Consider the following 16893-nt stretch of genomic DNA (forward strand, 5'->3'; position numbering starts at 1 on the left):
CACAGGGATGTGCCGCCATTTTTCAACGACGATAAGTCGTTGAAAAATGAAGCCAAGCGAAAATCACACTTTTCGCTTGGCGTGGTCTGAGAAGTCCAGGATGGACTTATTCAGACCTTCCTTAATAGGTCGCCGGGAATAGAAACGATATCCGGGCCGTCTTCCCGATGACCGTGCCAACAAAACGGGGGTCATCATGCAGCGCAACGCAACTCAAAATCGCTGGGCGGCAAGCCGTTGCCGTGCTGCCCTGCTCATCGCCGCATGCCTGGCGTTTTCCCGGAGCGTCTGGGCAGAAGAAGGCAAGATATGGGAAGGTCTGTTCAACTACCAGCAGAAGATGGCCAACATCGGCAACGCCGAGGCGCAGTTCAATCTGGCCGAGATGTACGCCCAGGGCCAGGGCGTGCAGGCCGACCCGATTCAGGCGCGGCACTGGTACGAGGCCGCCGCCGCCCAGGGCTACGAACCGGCCCGGCGCAAGCTGGCCGCACTGGATGCCGGCGAGCCGCTGGTGAAGATCGCCGCGCCCGCTCCGGCACCGGTCGCGCCGCCGCGTCCGCCCATTCCCGTCCAGCCGCCTGCGCCGCCCGCCCAGGACACTGCCTCCCGCCAGGAACTGGAGCGCATGGAACGCGAACGCAAACAGCTGGAGCAAGAACTGGCGCGCAGCCGTGAAGAAATGCAGCGCCTGCAGGAAGAAAATGCCCGCCAGGAGGCCGAGCTAAAAAGGGCGGAAGCCGAGAAGGACGAGGCCCGCCGCCGCCTCGCCGCCAAGGCCCTGCTCGAGGCGGAGATGAAGAAACTGCGTGAGACGCCGCCGGCATTTGATCAATAGATAACTGCTGGAGTATGTCCTGCAGTTTTGGGACAGGTAAGTAAGAAGCCCCCTGCTGCGAGCCTTCTTGTTTGCGTGACAGTGCAGCCGTATCACTGCACCAGTTGTGCCACGATCTCCGGTGCCAGGAACAGCAACGGATCGACGCGGGCGTCGTTGAGGCTGACGCTCCAGTGCAGATGCGGGCCGGTGACGCGGCCGGTGGCGCCGACGGTGCCGAGGATTTGGCCGGTTTCGACGGTCTGGCCGGTTTTCACCGCGAGGCTGTCCATGTGGCAGTACATGGTGACGAGGCCCTGGCCGTGATCGAGGAACACGGTGTTGCCGTTGTAGTAGAAGTCGCCGGTGGCGAGGACGCGGCCTGGTGCAGGGGCGCGGACAGGGGTGCCGGTGGGCGCGGCGAGGTCGATGCCGCTGTGCGGATTGCGCGCCTCGCCGTTGAAGAAACGGCGCAGGCCGAAGGGGCTGCTGTAGCGGCCTTCCACCGGCAAGATGAAGCGGGTGGTGATCCTGTCGCCGGAGCGGAAGGTGCGGTAGGCTTCGGCACTCAGTTTGAGGTCGCGGGCGATGCGCCGTTGATCTTCCGGGTTGGGGTTGACCATGCGCGGCGGCACCTGGAGGTGCTGCTCGTCATACTGTTTGGCGCCGACGGTGAAGGTAACGCTGCGGTCTTTCGCTCCCTGCGGTTGCACACGCAGGGTGTGACGGCCCGGCTTGGCGCTGAGCGGGATGCCGACGACGGCCTGCCAGTGCCCGCCATCCTGCAACACCATGACCCGCTTGCCCAGGTAATAAACCCGTGGCGCATTGTTGTGTTCGCCCAGCGCGACGATGGCGATTCCGCCGGGAACGGCGGCGCTCTGCGGCAGGGCGAAGGCGGCGTTGGCGCAAAGCAGGAGCAGGCACAGCAACAAGACGATGTCGCGGATACGATTTGCTCCTGCAAGCGGGTTTCGTAGGAGCGAATCGTATTCGCGATGAATTGCTTCGATAACGCGGTTCATTCTTCCACTCCTTCCACCCGGCACAGCAGGCGGCCCTGGCCGAGGCGGGCCTGCACCTGGGCGCCTGGGGCAGTCTGCGCGGCGGCGCGCAGCACGCTGCCGTCGGCGCTGGTGACGATGGCGTAGCCGCGGCTCAGGGTGGCCAGCGGGCTGACGGCGTCGAGGGTGTGGGCGGCCTGGGCCAGGCGGCGGTTCAGCCGTTCGAGATGTTGTGTCGTGGCGCTGCGCAGGCGGCGCTGTAATTCCTGTCGCTGTGCCTGCAAGATCTGTACCCGATACAGCGGCGTGTGGCGTTCCAGCCGGGCGTGCAGCGCGGCGAGACGCGCGCTGGCATGGCGCAGCAGGTGCTGGCTGGCGCGGCTTAAACGCTGTTCCATCTCGTCCAGACGCTGGGCGATCTCCTGCAGGCGGCGGCCGGGATGCTTGAGGCGTTTCTGCAGTGTGTCCAGTTGCTGGCGTTTGTGGCGCATCTGGCGCTGGAAGCTGCGCGCCAGGCGGATGCGTTGTTGCAGCAGTTGCGTGCGCATCTCCTCGCGGTCGGGGCTGAGCAGTTCCGCCGCAGCGGACGGCGTCGGGGCGCGCATGTCGGCGACGAAGTCGGCGATGGTGAAATCGATTTCATGACCGACGGCGCTGACGATGGGGAGGGGCGAGGCGTGGATGGCGCGCGCCACCACCTCCTCGTTGAAGGCCCACAGATCTTCCAGCGAGCCGCCGCCGCGGCCGACGATGAGCACGTCGCATTCGCCGCGCTCACCGGCACGGCGGATGGCGGCGGCGATCTGCTCGCCGGCGCCGGCGCCTTGCACCGGCACCGGATAGATCACCACCGGGATCGCCGGGAAGCGCCGCGCCAGCACGGTGAGGATGTCGCGGATCGCGGCACCGGTGGGTGAGGTGATCACACCGATGCGGCGCGGCAGGCGCGGTAATGGCCGCTTGCGTGCCGCATCGAACAGTCCTTCGTTCTGCAGGCGCAGCTTGAGCATTTCGAAGGCGCGCTGCAGGGCACCGGAGCCGGCCTCTTCCATGTGTTCGGCGATGAGCTGGAATTCGCCGCGCCCTTCGTAGAGCGAGATGCGGGCGCGGAGCAGGACGTGCATGCCGTCCTGCGGCTTGAAGCGCAGCAGCTGGTTGCGCTGGCGGAACATGGCGCAGCGCACCTGGGCGGCGCTGTCCTTGAGGGAGAAGTACCAGTGGCCGGAGGCGGGGCGGGCCAGGTTGGAGATTTCACCCTCCACCCACAGCAGGGGGAAGCTGCCTTCCAGCACGGCGCGCACTTCGGCGTTGAGGCGCGAAACGGTGTAGATATCGCGATTCGGGGTGTCGGATAGGGTGGCCATGGGGGCATTCTACCCTTAACGGGAATGCTGAAAACCTCATTCGCGGACGCAGGCATTTTTTTCTGCTTTGTCCGGCCGGAACGGCTACAATTGCCGCCTTATATACCCAGGACACACAAGCGAACACATGTCAAAACGCAGAAGCAAGCAGGACCCCTTCCAGGAGCGCGAAGCGCAGAAGTACGAAAACCCCATCCCCAGCCGTGAATTCATCATGCAGTTGCTGGAGGAGCAGGGGGTTCCCCTCGACCACGAACAGATTGCCCAGGCCCTCGCCCTGCACGATCCGGTGCAGCTCGATGCGTTGGCCCGCCGCCTGCGCGCCATGGAGCGCGACGGCCAGCTGATGCGCAACCGCCGCGGCGGCTATGGTCTCGTCAGCAAGATGGACCTGATCCCCGGTCGTGTCATCGGCCATCCCGACGGCTTCGGTTTCCTGGTACCCGATGACGGCAGTCCCGACCTGTTCCTCACCGCGCGCGAGATGCAGGCGGTGTTCCATGGTGATCGCGTGGTGGCGCGCGTCTCCGGCCTGGATCGCCGCGGCCGCCGCGAAGGCGCCGTGGTGGAGGTGTTGGAGCGCAACACCGAGCGTGTGGTGGGACGCTACCGCGTCGAGGGCGGCGTAGGATTCGTCGTTGCCGACAACAAGCGCATCGTGCACGAAATCCTCATCCCGGCGGAGCAGGCCTACGGCGCGCGCCATGGCCAGCTCGTCACCGCCCAGATCCTCGAACAGCCCACCCGTTACCGTCAGGCCATCGGCCGCATCATCGAAATCCTCGGCGATCACATGGCGCCCGGTATGGAGATCGACGTCGCCATCCGCACCTACCAGTTGCCGCAGGAGTGGTCGCTGCTGGTGGAGGACGAGGCCGCCAAGCTGCCGCCGGTGGTGCCGGAGGAGGCCAAACAGGGCCGCGTCGATCTGCGCAACATCCCGTTGGTCACCATCGACGGCGACGATTCCATGGACTTCGACGACGCGGTGTATGCCGAGCCGCGCGGCAAGGGCTGGCGCCTGGTCGTCGCCATCGCCGACGTATCCCATTACGTGCAGCCGGGCAGCCCGCTGGATGCCGAGGCGCGCGTGCGCGGCAACTCGGTGTATTTTCCCGGCCGCGTGATCCCCATGCTGCCGGAGCAGCTGTCCAACGGCCTGTGCTCGCTCAATCCCAACGTCGATCGCCTGTGCATGGTGTGCGACATGGAGGTGAGCGCCACCGGCGTGCTGGGCAACTACAAGTTCTATCCCGCCGTGATGCGCTCGGCGGCGCGCCTGACCTACACCAAGGTGGCGGCGATGCTGGTGGACCGCGACGAGGCGCTGCGCGCCCAGTACGGCGAGCTGGTCGAGCACCTGGAGCACCTGTACGCCCTGTTCCGCGTGCTGCTGGCGCAGCGCGAGCGGCGCGGCGCCATCGACTTCGAGACCACCGAGACGCGCATCGTGTTCGGCAAGGACAAGAAGATCGAGAGCGTGGTGCCGGTGGTGCGCAACGATGCCCACCGCCTCATCGAGGAGTGCATGCTGCTGGCCAACGTCGCCACCGCCGATTTCCTGTCCAAGGCCAAGGTGCCCATCGTCTACCGCGTGCACGCCACGCCCAGCGAGGAGAAGCTCACCAACCTGCGCGAATTCCTGCGCGAGCTGGGCCTGTCCCTGGGCGGCGGCGAACGGCCCGAGGCGCGCCATTATTCCGAACTGCTCAGGCAGATCGCCGGCCGGCCCGATGCCCATCTGATCCAGACCGTGCTGCTGCGCAGCATGGCCCAGGCGGTGTACTCGCCGGACAACCTGGGCCACTTCGGCCTGGCCTACGAGGCCTACACCCACTTCACCTCGCCCATCCGCCGCTATCCGGACCTGCTGGTGCACCGCGCCATCCGCCACGTGCTGTCGGGCAAGCGCCCGGCGGCGTTCCGCTACAGCCACGACGACATGGTGCTCCTGGGCGAACACTGCTCCATGACCGAGCGCCGCGCCGACGAGGCCACCCGCGACGTGGTGGACTGGCTCAAGTGTGAGTACATGCTGGACAAGGTGGGCGAGGCCTACGACGGCATCATCACCAGCGTCACCGGCTTCGGCCTGTTCGTCGAGCTGGCCGACATCTACGTCGAGGGCCTGGTGCACGTCACCGGCCTGCAGAACGACTACTACCACTTCGACCCGGCGCACCACCGCCTGGTGGGCGAGCGCACGCGCCGTATCTATCGTCTCGGCGACAAACTGCGTGTGCGTGTGGTGCGGGTCGACCTGGACGAGCGCAAGATCGACTTCGAACTGGTGCTGGAGGAGGGCGGGCAGGCTACGGCCGCCAAGGGGCCGCCCCCAGCCGAGGGCAGAGCGGCAGGCAAGAAGGGCCGCTCGCGCTCCCGCAACAAGTCCCGCCAGCCGCAGGAGCAGCAGACCCAGGCCCCGGCGCCGTCCCAGCCGCCGCAGGGCGCACAGGAAAACGGGGTTTCCTCCAAGTCCAAGAAGCGCCGTCGCCGTCGCAGCAAGAAGCGGGCGCCGGCGGCGGAGTAGATCTGCAGGCCCCTCAGGGGCACGGAATACTCCCTCCCCACCCGGCGGGGAGGAGACGTGTGGCCTCCTTTGAGATGTGGTGTCTTAACCATGGCAGCGACAGAACTGGTATTCGGCCTGCATGCCGTTGCGGCGGTATTGCAGCGCCCTGACGGCGTGATGGAACTGTGGCTGGATTCCGGCCGCCGCGACCAGCGCCTGCAGGCCCTGGCCTCTGCCGCCGAGGCGGCCGGGCTGCGGCCGCACTGGGTCCAGCGCCAGGAGCTGGACAAGCTCACCGGCGGTGACCGCCACCAGGGTGCCGCGGCGCGGGTGCGTCAGGCCGAGGCGCGCAGCGAAGCCTTTCTGGATCAGTTGCTTACCGAGCTGGATGGGCCTCCCTTCCTGCTCATCCTCGACGGTGTCACCGACCCGCACAACCTGGGCGCCTGCCTGCGCAGCGCCGACGCCGCCGGCGTGCACGCGGTCATCGCGCCGCGCGACAAGGCCTGCGGCCTGACCCCCGTGGCGCGCAAGGTGGCCAGCGGCGCCGCCGAGACCGTGCCCTTCGTGCAGGTGACCAACCTGGCCCGCACCTTGCGCCTGCTCAAGGACGCCGGGGTGTTCCTGGTGGGCGCGGCGGGGGAGACAGAGACCTCGCTGTATGATGCCGACCTGCGCGGCGCCCTCGGCATCGTCATGGGCGCCGAAGGCAGCGGCCTGCGCCGCCTGACCCGCGAGCACTGTGACGTGCTGGTGCGCATCCCCATGGCCGGCAGCGTGGAAAGCCTCAACGTCTCGGTGGCCACCGGCATCTGCCTGTTCGAGGCCTTGCGCCAGAGGACGCAGGTACGAGGGGCTAGATACGAGGGATGGGGCGCTGGCCCCTAGACCCTGGCTGGAAGTACCTATATAATCCCGCGCCTTTAATACCGCCGCTGTGGCGGTATTACTCCTTGCCTCGGCGGAGTCCATGCCGAGGCTGTCCAAACCGTAAGGAGTGACAATGAAGCACTACGAGATCGTGTTTCTGGTCCATCCGGACCAGAGCGAGCAGGTTCCTGCCATGATCGAACGCTACCGTTCGACCATCGAAAGCGCCGGCGGCCAGATCCATCGCCTGGAAGACTGGGGCCGTCGCCAGCTGGCCTACCCCATCAACAAGGTACACAAGGCGCACTATGTTCTCATGAACATCGAGTGCCCGACCGAGACCATGAAGGAGCTGGAGTCCGCCTTCCGCTTCAACGACGCCGTGATCCGCAATCTCATCCTGAACATGGACGAGGCGGTGACCGAGGCTTCCCCGCTGGCCAAGTCGCGCGAAGAGCGTGACGACCGCCGCGAGCGCAGCAGCCGTGACGACATGGCTGATGACGAAGCCGGCGCCGAAGAGGCCGCGGCCGAGTAAGGCCGCCGCACGGACACTACCAGGAGATCGAACATGTCTCGTTTCTTTCGCCGTAAGAAGTTCTGCCGCTTCACCGCCGAAGGCGTGAAGTACATCGATTACAAGGATCTGAACACCCTGAAGGGCTACGTGACCGAGAGCGGCAAGATTGTGCCGAGCCGCATCACCGGCACCAAGGCCAAGTACCAGCGTCAGCTGGCCCTGGCCATCAAGCGCGCCCGCTATCTGGCGCTGTTGCCGTACACCGACGCTCACGACTGAGCCTCCAACCTGTTGCGGAACGCCGCGATGAGGTTCCTGGCGAACACCATCATGCGCGGGCCGATGGCGGCGATACTGGTGACCAGCGTCGCTGCCATGTTGGGAGTGTTGTTGCCGCCGCTGGGCTATCTCAGCGCGGCGGCGGTGGGTCTGGTGACCCTGCGTCTCGGCTTGGCCGAGGCGGGCAAGGTGGTGGTGGGATCGATAGTCGCCACCGCCGTGCTGGGCGGGCTGCTGGTGGGCAACCCCATGGCGCCGCTGGCCTTCCTGCTGGCGCTGTGGCTGCCGCTGCTGGTGACGGCTTGGAGCCTGCGCCGCACGGCGGATCTGGCCCGCAGCCTGTGGCTGGCGGCCTTGTTCGGCGTGATGGTGGTGCTTGGCTTCCATCTCGGCGTGGACGACCCGGCCGGCTGGTGGCGCGGGTTTCTCCACCGCCTCGTGGAACAGGCTCCGGCCGAGCAACAGGACGTGCTGTTGCCGGTGCTGGACGAGATGGCCGGGCTGATGACCGGGATGATCGGCGCCGCGGTGACCCTGGGTGTGGTCCTGAGCCTGTTCCTGGCGCGCTGGTGGCAGGCCGTTCTGTACAACCCGGGCGGTTTCCGCAGCGAGTTCCACGCCCTGCGTCTGGGACGCGCGGCAACCGGGGTGACGCTGGTGCTGCTGCTGGCGGCCTGGATGCAACCGCCCGGTTTGGCGATGCTGACCGACCTGTTGCCGCTGGCCCTGCTGCTGCACCTGTTGCAGGGTGTGGCGCTGGTGCACGGCCTGGTGGCGCGCACCGGGGCCAACGTGGGCTGGCTGGTGGCGATGTACGTGTTGTTGTTGCTGCCGATGGTGATGACGCAGATTGCGCTCACCCTGGCGGTGGCGGGGATGGTGGACAACTGGATGGATTTCCGGACCCGTTTGGCGGCCGGTAAACCGAAGCAATAATTTTGCAGTGGCGCCGCAGTGCGGGCGTAATTTAAGTCGAGGTAAACACGATGGAAGTCATTCTGCTGGAGAAGGTTCGCAATCTGGGCGCCCTGGGCGAGAAGGTCAAGGTGCGTTCCGGCTACGGCCGCAACTACCTGCTGCCGCGTGGCATGGCCGTGATGGCCACCAAGGAGAACATCGAGAAGTTCGAGGCCCGCCGCGCCGAGCTGGAGCAGGCCGCCGCCGCGGCGCTGGCCGCTGCCCAGGCCCGCGCCGCCAAGCTGGCCGAGCTGGGTGCCGTGACCATCGCCCACAACGCCGGTGACGAAGGCAAGCTGTTCGGCTCCATCGGCACCGCCGATATCGCCGCGGCCGTCAACCAGGCCGGTGTCGAGGTGAAGCGTCAGGAGATCGCCATGCCGGAAGGTCCGATCCGCCAGATCGGCGAGTACGAGATCGATCTGAATCTGCACACCGACGTCACCCAGGCCATCAAGGTCGTCGTCGTCGCCGCCTAAGCCTGATCCATGCCCGCCGCCGCCGGCGCGGAGGCGGGCATGGATTTTGCGCCCTTCCTCCAGGCGAGCGCCTGGGGCACTCTGGGAACCCCTGGTCAGCCGGCTCACCGAACGCCATGCAGAAGCTCGCCATTTCCCACGGGCAGGACGCCGCCGCGGCGCTCAAGGTTCCGCCCCATTCCATCGAGGCCGAGCAGGCCGTGCTCGGCGGCCTGATGCTGGACAACAGCGCCTGGGACAAGGTCGCCGATCTGGTGGCCGAGGACGATTTCTACCGCCGCGACCACCGTCTCATCTTCCAGGCGATCCGCCTGCTGGCGGAAAAGGGTGACCCCTGCGACGTCGTCACCCTGGCCGAGTGGCTGGACAAGAAGGGCCAGCTCGACGATGCCGGCGGCATCGCCTATCTCGGCAGCCTGGCCGGCAATACCCCCAGTGCCGCCAACATCAAGTCCTATGCCGGTATCGTGCGCGAGCGTTCGGTGATGCGCCAGCTGATCCGCGTCTGCAACGACATCGCCGATACCGCCTTCAACCCCGACGGGCGTTCGGTATACGAGCTGCTGGACGAGGCGGAGAAGAAGGTCTATCAGATCGCCGATCAGGGCGCGCGCGCCCGTGCCGGCTTCGCCGACATGAAGGATCTGCTGGTGAAGGCGGTGGACAAGATCGACCAGCTGTTCAGCATGGACAGCCCCATCACCGGCGTCGCCACCGGCTACACCGATTTCGACGAAATGACCGCCGGCCTGCAGAAGTCGGATCTGATCATCGTCGCCGGCCGTCCCTCCATGGGCAAGACCACCTTCGCCATGAACATCGTCGAACATGTCGCCATCAAGGAACGGCGGCCGGTGGCGGTGTTCTCCATGGAAATGCCCGGCGAGCAGCTGGCGATGCGCATGATGTCCTCCCTCGGCCACATCGATCAGAAGAAGGTGCGTACCGGCAAGCTGGATGACGACGATTGGCCGCGTCTCACCTCGGCGGTGAGCCTGCTGTCGGAGGCGCCCATCTTTATCGACGATACCCCGGCCTTGAGTCCCACCGAGGTGCGCGCCCGCGCCCGCCGTCTGGCGCGCGAGCAGGAGCACGGTCTCGGCCTCATCGTCATCGACTATTTGCAGCTGATGCAGGTGCCCGGCACCAGCGAGAACCGCACCGGCGAGATCTCCGAGATCTCGCGCTCGCTCAAGAGCCTGGCCAAGGAACTCAGTTGCCCGGTGATCGCCCTGTCCCAGCTCAACCGCTCGCTGGAGCAGCGTCCCAACAAGCGTCCGGTGATGTCCGACCTGCGCGAGTCCGGCGCCATCGAGCAGGACGCCGATCTGATCGTCTTCATCTACCGCGACGAGGTGTACAACCCGGACAGTCCGGACAAGGGCACCGCCGAGATCATCATCGGCAAGCAGCGTAACGGTCCCATCGGCACCGTGCGCCTTACCTTCCTCGGCCAGTACACCCGTTTCGAGAATTGCGCGCACGGAGGGTACGAGGAGTACTGATGCGCGCCACCCAGGTCGTCATCGATCTCGCGGCGCTGCGCCACAATCTGGCCCGCGCCCGTGCCGCCGCGCCGGACAGCCGTATCCTGGCGGCAATCAAGGCCAACGGCTACGGCCACGGCATGCTGCGCGTGGCCCGCGCCCTGGAACAGGCCGACGGTTTCGGCGTCGCCTGCCTGGCCGAGGCGCTGCAGTTGCGCGAGGCCGGCATCCGCCAGCCCATCGTGTTGCTGGAAGGCTTCTTCGGCGCCGACGAGCTGGAGGCCATCGCCCGCCAGCATTTCATTCCCGCCATCCACAACACCGCCCAGCTCGAACTGCTGGAGCAGGCCGTGCTGCCCGCGCCCATCGCTGTCTGGCTCAAGGTGGACAGCGGCATGCACCGTCTCGGGTTTCCGCTGACGCAGGCGCAGCCGGCCTGGCAGCGGCTCGCCTCCTGCCGCAACGTCAGCGCCGTGGTCGGCTGTATGACGCACTTGGCCAATGCCGACAATCTCAACGACGATTTCACCGCCCGCCAGCTGGCCGATTTCCGCCGCCACACCGCCGGGCTGCCGGGCGAACGCTCCATCGCCAATTCCGCCGCCCTGCTGGGCTGGCCCGACTCCCATGCCGAATGGGTGCGCCCCGGCATCATGTTGTACGGCGTGTCGCCCCTGCTGGGCGGGCGCGGCGGCCAGCACGGCCTCAAGCCGGTGATGACCCTGCGTTCCGAGCTCATTGCCGTGAATCATCTCAAGCGCGGCGAGGCGGTGGGGTACGGCGGCGCCTTCGTCTGTCCCGAGGACATGGCGGTGGGCGTGGTGGCCGCCGGCTACGGTGACGGCTATCCGCGCCACATTCCCAACGGCGTGCCGGTGCTGGTCAACGGCCGGCGCGTGCCGCTGGTCGGCCGTGTTTCCATGGACATGCTCACCGTCGATCTGCGCAGCCAGCCCGCGGCCCGCCCGGGCGACCCGGTGGTACTGTGGGGCGAGGGCCTGCCGGTGGAGGAGATCGCCGAGCACGCCGGCACCATCCCCTATGAACTGTTGTGCCGGGTGATGCCGCGCGTCGACGCCATCGAGAGCGGTGGGTAATGAGCGGGGGGCCGCAGGTCGGCGTCGGCGCCGTGGTGGTGCACCGGGGCCGGGTACTCCTGGTGCGGCGCGGCCGCCCGCCCGGTGAGGGGCTGTGGGCCATCCCCGGCGGCCGCCAGCGCCTGGGCGAGACCCTGCAACAGGCGGCCGAGCGCGAGATCCGGGAGGAAACCGGCGTCACCGTGCGTGCCACCATTCCTGTCTACACCTGCGAGCACATCGAGCGCGATGAGCACGGCGAGTTGCGCTATCACTACGTCATCGTCGACCTGGCGGCGGAATATCTTGGCGGTGAGCCGCAGGCCGGCGACGATGCCAGCGCCGCGGCCTGGGTGGCATGGCAAGACCTCGGCAAGCTGCCGCTCAACGACAGTTCGCGCATCGCTCTGCGCACGCTGTTCCCCGCTGAAACGGAGGGCCATCTGCATGTCTAGAAGCCGACTGGTGAGTGTGCTGCCGCTGTCCCTGCCGCTTTCCGCCTGCACCGCCGAAATGGGTGTGACGGCGACCGTCCTGCTGCTGGTGCTGTTGCCGGCGGCGCTGGTATTCGCCCTGTTGTGGGGGCTGCGCACGCGGCGGCGGTTGCGGGTTCACGGCAAGGAAGATCGGCGCAACTACCCCGATTACGACGACAAGGAATAGTCCATGGCCAAGGGCAAGACCATTTACACCTGCACCGAATGCGGCGCCCAGGCCCCCAAGTGGGCGGGGCAGTGCGGCGAGTGCGGCGCCTGGAACAGCCTGGTGGAAACCATCGCGGCGCCGCCGGCCGTGCGCAAGGGACGCCATGCCGGCTATGCCGGTACCGCCGGCACGCTGGCGGTGCAGAGCCTGAAAGAGGTGGCGCCGGAGGAAACCGCGCGCCTGGCCACCGGCAGCAGCGAGTTCGACCGCGTGCTGGGCGGTGGCCTGGTGGCCGGTTCGGTGGTGCTGCTGGGCGGCGACCCCGGCATCGGCAAGTCGACGCTGTTGCTGCAAACCCTGGCCGCCCTCGGCGCCGGCCAGCGCACCCTCTACGTCACCGGCGAGGAATCGCCGCAGCAGGTCAGCCTGCGCGCCCAGCGCCTCGGCCTCGACGCCGGCCATGTGCGCCTGCTCACCGAGACGCGGGTGGAGGACATCCTCGCCACCGCGCAGCAGGAGCGGCCGCAGGTGCTGGTGGTGGATTCGGTGCAGACCGTCTACACCGAGCTGTTGCAGTCGGCGCCCGGTTCGGTGGCCCAGGTGCGCGAGAGCGCCGCGCAGTTGGTGCGCTATGCCAAGCAGAGCGGGACCGCGCTGTTCCTGATCGGCCACGTCACCAAGGAGGGGCAACTGGCCGGGCCGCGCGTGCTGGAGCACATGGTGGACACGGTGCTGTATTTCGAGGGCGATTCCGGCAGCCGCTACCGCGTGGTGCGCGCCTTCAAGAACCGCTACGGCGCGGTGAACGAACTGGGTGTGTTCGCCATGACCGACAAAGGCCTGAAGGAGGTGACCAACCCGTCGGCCATTTTCCTGTCGCGCCACGACGAGGAGGTGCCGGGCAGTGTCATCATGGTCACCATCGAGGGTAGCCGGCCCTTACTGGTGGAGGTGCAGGCCCTGGTGGATGAAAGCCACCTGGCCAATCCACGGCGCGTCACCGTGGGCCTGGAACACAACCGCCTCGCCATGCTGCTCGCCGTGCTGCACCGGCATGGCGGTATCGCCACCTACGATCAGGACGTCTTCGTCAACGTGGTGGGCGGCATGCGCGTCAGCGAGACCGGCGCCGACCTCGCCACCCTGCTCGCCGTGCTCTCCAGCCTGCGCAGCCGCCCGCTGCCGCAGGGGCTGGTGGTGTTCGGCGAGGTGGGGCTCGCCGGCGAGATACGCCCGGTGCCCAACGGCCAGGACCGCCTGCGCGAGGCGGCCAAGCATGGCTTCACCCGCGCCCTGGTGCCGGCGGCCAACAAGCCCAAACAGCCGGTGGAAGGTCTGGAGATTATCGCTGTGCGCCGCCTCGACGAGGCCTTGCGGCAGTTCTGAGACTAGCGCCCCTGGGACAGTTCGGTGAGTTCACGCTCGAGCAGGGCTTCATCGCCCAGGTTGAGTTCCACCAGGCGCTTGAGGTGGGTGATGCTGTCGAGCTCGATGTGATCGCAGCGGAAGCCGAGGTGGCCGTTTTCGCAATGCACCACGGTACCGTCCATGCAGATCACCACATCGCCGTCCAGCCGCAGTTCCAGCTGGCAGTTGCTGGCGGAATCCGCCTGCCAGTCGGTGGGACAGACAATCAGTGCGCCCTTGAGAGAAATGTCGAGCAATCGGCTGTCCCAGCGGTCGCCGCCACAGAACAGCGCGGCGTGGCCGTCCATGGGAATGCGTTGGAAGTGGCGTTTTTCTTTCATCAGTGCAGGGTAAACAGCATACGTACGTTGCCGATCTGGATGATGTCGCCGTCGTGCAGCTGCCAGGCCTTGTCACCGATGGCCTGATCTCCGACCCGCGTCGGTGCACCTTCCAGGTGACTGAGGTAGAAACCGTCGTTGCGATGGGCAATCACTGCCAGTTGTACCCCGGGCTTGCCCAGGTTCATCAGATTGCGCTTGAGGCTGATGGTCTTGCCCATGTTCTGGCCATTGAGGATCTGCAGGAAGGCATGGCGACGGACCGGGCTGCTTACCTGTTCCGGCTGGCCGGTCTCCGCCGGCCCGGCCTCTTCCTCTTCCGCCATCTCCTCTTCCAGCGGTACCGGCGTCAGTACGATCTCTTCCGGCGCATCGGATTCCGTGGCCGGTTCCAGCGTCAGCTTGAGGTTGTGCTTGCCGACGCGGATGTCATCACCGTTCTTCAGGGTATGCTCGCCGCTGATCCGTGTTCCGTTGACGAAGGTGCCGTCCGTGGTGTCGAGGTCGCGCAGGATGGCGGTGTCACCATGCAGGGTCAGAAGGGCATGATGTGGCTGGATGGCCAGGCTGTCGACGAACACGGTACAGCCAGGATCGCTGCCAATGAGGGTTTCGCCTTCGCGCAACGGGAAGTACTTGAGCAGTTTACCCTTGAACGAAAGGGTCAGTTTGGACACGCAGGCCACTCCGCTAGTTATTCTTGCCGGCTAGTATAGCCATGCCGGCATGGTTAGTGTACCTCCCGGCACGCCATGTATCGGCCCTCTGCTACCCTTGGTCTGCTGCGTCGGCGGGCGTCTTTTTCCGGAAGTTGGGATCGATGCGCACGGTCTTCACTGCATTTGCCGTGGTTTGCACGATTTCCAGCGGATAGCCGGCAAGCAGCAGGCTGGTGCCGGCCTCCGGGATGGTCTCCAGATACTCGATGATCATGCCGTTCAGTGTCTTCGGCCCGTCGGTGGGTAGGTTCCACTGCATCAGCCGGTTCAGATCGCGCACATTGGCACTGCCTTCCACCAGGTAGGTACCATCCTCCTGGGGGTGGATGTCCTTGCTGCGGGCCGCCGGATCGGTGGTGAACTCGCCGACGATCTCCTCGAGGATGTCATCCAGCGTGACCAGTCCCTGAATGTCGCCGTATTCGTCCACCACCAGGGCGATACGGCGACGCTGCTGCTGGAAATTGAGCAGTTGGGTGTTGAGTGCGGTGCCTTCCGGAACGAAGTAGGGATCGCGGATCACCTTCATGAAGGCGTCGCGGGTCAACTCGCCATGTTTGTGCACGGCCAGCACGTTGCGCAGGTGCACGATGCCGAGCACATTGTCGATGCCGCCTTTGTACACCGGCAGGCGGGTGTGCTGGCTGCTGCTGAGTTGTTGCAGGATGTCGTTCCAGTCGTCCTCCAGGTCGATGCCGGTGATCTCGTTGCGCGGGATCATGATGTCTTCCACCGTGACCTTTTCCAGATCGAGGATGGACAACAGCATCTGCTGATGGCGTTGCGGGATCATGTTGCCCGCTTCGTGCACCACGGTGCGCAGTTCGTCACTGGACAGGTGCAGTTTGGGGGCATCGGCGGTAGAAATGCCAAACAGGCGCAGCAGGCTGTTGGCGATGGCATTGACCGACCACACCAGCGGATACAGCACCCTGAGCAGGGGGTTGAGCACAAAGGCTGCAGCGAAGGCGACACGTTCCGGGTGCAGGGCGGCCACGGTCTTGGGGGCAACCTCGGCAAAGATCAGGATCACGAAGGTGAGTGCGCCGGTGGCGATGGCGATGCCCGCCTCACCGAACAGTTTCAATCCCAGCAGGGTGGCGGTGGACGAGGCGAGGATGTTGACGAAGTTGTTGCCCAGCAGGATCAACCCGATGAGACGATCCGGGCGCTGCAACAGCTCATGGGCGCGGCGTGCCCCGGGGTGACCGGCCTTTTTCACCAGATGGCGCAGGCGGTAGCGGTTCAGGCTGAACAGGCCTGTTTCCGAGCCGGAGAAGAAGGCAGAGAGGAAGATGAGGACCAGCAGGGTGCCGACCAGCAGGCCGGTAGGTATGTCGTCGATCAAGAAAGGGTGAATCCTGTGCTATTAAAGTTTTTTGATTACAAAGGGTTGCGTGGGGTGTTGTCAACCCTTGCGCACCGGCGGGTGGTCAGCGGTGGAGGATCAGCTCCAGGACCAGCTTGCTGCCCAGGTAGGCGGTCATCAGCAGGACAAAACCGGCCAGCGTCCAGAAGATGGCCTTGCGGCCCCGCCACCCCGAGCGCCAGCGACCCCACAGCAGGATGGCGAACACCCCCCAGGCAATGACCGACAGCACGGTCTTGTGCACCAGGTGCTGGGCGAACATGTCTTCCAGATACAGGAAACCGGACAGCAGGGACAGGCTGAGCAGGACAAAGCCCAGGCCGATCATGTGGAACAACATGCGCTCCATGGTTTCCAGCGGTGGCAGGGCACGGATGAAGCCGCCGGGGTGGCGGTTGCGCAGATGGCGGTCCTGTATGGCCAGCAGCATGGCCTGCACGGCGGCCAGGGCCAGCAGGCTGTAGGCCAGGATGGAGAGCAGGATGTGAGCCTGCATCTCGGCACTGAGGCGGGACAGCAGGTTGGGGGCGGCGGGCCCGATGGTTTGCAGGACCAGCGCCAGCGCGCTCAGGGGCAGCACCACGCAACCGAGATTTTCCACCGGCTGGTTCAGGGCGGCGAGCAGTAGCAGCAGGGCCACCAGCCAGGCGATGAGGGAGACGACATGGAAAAACTCCAGGTCCAGGCCCTGCGGCAGGAAGATGACCCGATACACCAGGAAACCGTGCAGGGCGACGCCTGCCAGGCCCAGCAACAGGGCCGGCATGCGCGAATGCTCACTGGCCGCCGCCCCCAGCGCCAGGCGGCGCAGCAGCAGCATGGTGGCTACGAAATAGAGGGCGACAGTGAGAAAGGTGAGAGCGATGGTCATGGTGGTCAGAGTTTGCGTCTGTCCGGCATCATCGCATAACTGGCGGTGGCGTTGAAGCGTGTGCCATGGAAGAGGCGTGATCCGGCGCGCGTCCTGGCTAGAGTGTCCGCCGGACTTGCCGTATTCTCTGATGGACGGCAGTGTGCAATAGTGCCATATCATGCTACAAAAGCGGC

The 16893-nt window shown here is 66.0% G+C and carries 18 protein-coding genes; 12 read left to right on the forward strand and 6 right to left on the reverse strand.

Annotated features, from left to right (window positions below; all coding sequences use genetic code 11):
• Window positions 1–196 precede the first annotated feature (196 nt).
• The gene (locus EP379_RS04305; protein ID WP_127476207.1) at window positions 197–838 is read left to right on the forward strand and encodes an SEL1-like repeat protein; all 642 of its coding nucleotides are present in this window, start codon (window positions 197–199) and stop codon (window positions 836–838) included.
• A 92-nt stretch (window positions 839–930) separates the two neighbouring features.
• On the opposite strand, the gene EP379_RS04310 is transcribed toward EP379_RS04305, so the two are convergent.
• Both EP379_RS04310 and xseA read right to left on the reverse strand, forming a co-directional pair.
• Complete coding sequence (locus tag EP379_RS04310; RefSeq protein WP_127476210.1) at window positions 931–1842, reverse strand: peptidoglycan DD-metalloendopeptidase family protein; 912 nt, start codon at window positions 1840–1842, stop codon at window positions 931–933.
• On the reverse strand, window positions 1839–3185 hold the full coding sequence (xseA, locus tag EP379_RS04315) for an exodeoxyribonuclease VII large subunit (protein ID WP_127476213.1): 1347 nt from the start codon (window positions 3183–3185) through the stop codon (window positions 1839–1841). Before xseA ends, EP379_RS04310 begins: the two co-directional genes overlap by 4 nt.
• 127 nt (window positions 3186–3312) lie before the next feature.
• On the opposite strand from xseA, the gene rnr reads away from it, so the two are divergent.
• From rnr to radA, 11 genes are all read left to right on the forward strand, one after another.
• Window positions 3313–5715 (forward strand): ribonuclease R, encoded by a 2403-nt coding sequence (gene rnr, locus EP379_RS04320; protein WP_127476215.1) that lies wholly within the window; start codon window positions 3313–3315, stop codon window positions 5713–5715.
• A gap of 90 nt (window positions 5716–5805) precedes the next feature.
• The gene (rlmB, locus tag EP379_RS04325) at window positions 5806–6585 is read left to right on the forward strand and encodes a 23S rRNA (guanosine(2251)-2'-O)-methyltransferase RlmB (protein ID WP_127476217.1); all 780 of its coding nucleotides are present in this window, start codon (window positions 5806–5808) and stop codon (window positions 6583–6585) included.
• Window positions 6586–6700: 115 nt separating this feature from the next.
• Window positions 6701–7105 (forward strand): 30S ribosomal protein S6, encoded by a 405-nt coding sequence (gene rpsF, locus EP379_RS04330; RefSeq protein WP_127476219.1) that lies wholly within the window; start codon window positions 6701–6703, stop codon window positions 7103–7105.
• Between the two features lie 33 nt (window positions 7106–7138).
• Window positions 7139–7366, forward strand: a complete 228-nt coding sequence (gene rpsR / locus EP379_RS04335) for a 30S ribosomal protein S18 (RefSeq protein ID WP_127476222.1) — start codon at window positions 7139–7141, stop codon at window positions 7364–7366.
• Between the two features lie 27 nt (window positions 7367–7393).
• Window positions 7394–8302: a hypothetical protein gene (locus EP379_RS04340; RefSeq protein WP_127476224.1), complete on the forward strand. Its 909-nt coding sequence runs from the start codon at window positions 7394–7396 to the stop codon at window positions 8300–8302.
• Window positions 8303–8352: 50 nt separating this feature from the next.
• Entirely contained in the window at window positions 8353–8802 is a 450-nt protein-coding gene (gene rplI / locus EP379_RS04345; protein ID WP_127476226.1) for a 50S ribosomal protein L9, read from the forward strand.
• Window positions 8803–8918: 116 nt separating this feature from the next.
• On the forward strand, window positions 8919–10307 hold the full coding sequence (dnaB, locus tag EP379_RS04350; RefSeq protein ID WP_127476229.1) for a replicative DNA helicase: 1389 nt from the start codon (window positions 8919–8921) through the stop codon (window positions 10305–10307).
• Entirely contained in the window at window positions 10307–11386 is a 1080-nt protein-coding gene (alr, locus tag EP379_RS04355) for an alanine racemase (protein ID WP_127476231.1), read from the forward strand. Before dnaB ends, alr begins: the two co-directional genes overlap by 1 nt.
• On the forward strand, window positions 11386–11820 hold the full coding sequence (locus EP379_RS04360; RefSeq protein WP_127476233.1) for an NUDIX hydrolase: 435 nt from the start codon (window positions 11386–11388) through the stop codon (window positions 11818–11820). Before alr ends, EP379_RS04360 begins: the two co-directional genes overlap by 1 nt.
• Window positions 11813–12028 carry a hypothetical protein gene (locus EP379_RS04365; protein WP_127476235.1) on the forward strand — a complete coding sequence of 72 codons (216 nt, stop codon included), beginning with the start codon at window positions 11813–11815 and terminating at the stop codon, window positions 12026–12028. The genes EP379_RS04360 and EP379_RS04365 overlap by 8 nt, the downstream gene beginning before the upstream one ends.
• Window positions 12029–12031: 3 nt before the next feature.
• Complete coding sequence (radA, locus tag EP379_RS04370) at window positions 12032–13396, forward strand: DNA repair protein RadA (RefSeq protein ID WP_127476237.1); 1365 nt, start codon at window positions 12032–12034, stop codon at window positions 13394–13396.
• A gap of 2 nt (window positions 13397–13398) precedes the next feature.
• Here the strand turns inward: radA and EP379_RS04375 are convergent, their stop codons facing one another.
• From EP379_RS04375 to EP379_RS04390, 4 genes are all read right to left on the reverse strand, one after another.
• Window positions 13399–13758, reverse strand: a complete 360-nt coding sequence (locus tag EP379_RS04375) for a PilZ domain-containing protein (RefSeq protein WP_127476239.1) — start codon at window positions 13756–13758, stop codon at window positions 13399–13401.
• On the reverse strand, window positions 13758–14435 hold the full coding sequence (locus tag EP379_RS04380) for an FHA domain-containing protein (RefSeq protein ID WP_172600373.1): 678 nt from the start codon (window positions 14433–14435) through the stop codon (window positions 13758–13760). Before EP379_RS04380 ends, EP379_RS04375 begins: the two co-directional genes overlap by 1 nt.
• Window positions 14436–14526: 91 nt before the next feature.
• Complete coding sequence (locus EP379_RS04385) at window positions 14527–15822, reverse strand: HlyC/CorC family transporter (protein ID WP_127478828.1); 1296 nt, start codon at window positions 15820–15822, stop codon at window positions 14527–14529.
• An 88-nt stretch (window positions 15823–15910) separates the two neighbouring features.
• The gene (locus EP379_RS04390; protein WP_127476243.1) at window positions 15911–16717 is read right to left on the reverse strand and encodes a cytochrome C assembly family protein; all 807 of its coding nucleotides are present in this window, start codon (window positions 16715–16717) and stop codon (window positions 15911–15913) included.
• Window positions 16718–16893 lie beyond the last annotated feature (176 nt).

It is taken from the genome of Sulfurivermis fontis (assembly GCF_004001245.1).
GTDB lineage: Bacteria > Pseudomonadota > Gammaproteobacteria > Thiohalomonadales > Thiohalomonadaceae > Sulfurivermis > Sulfurivermis fontis.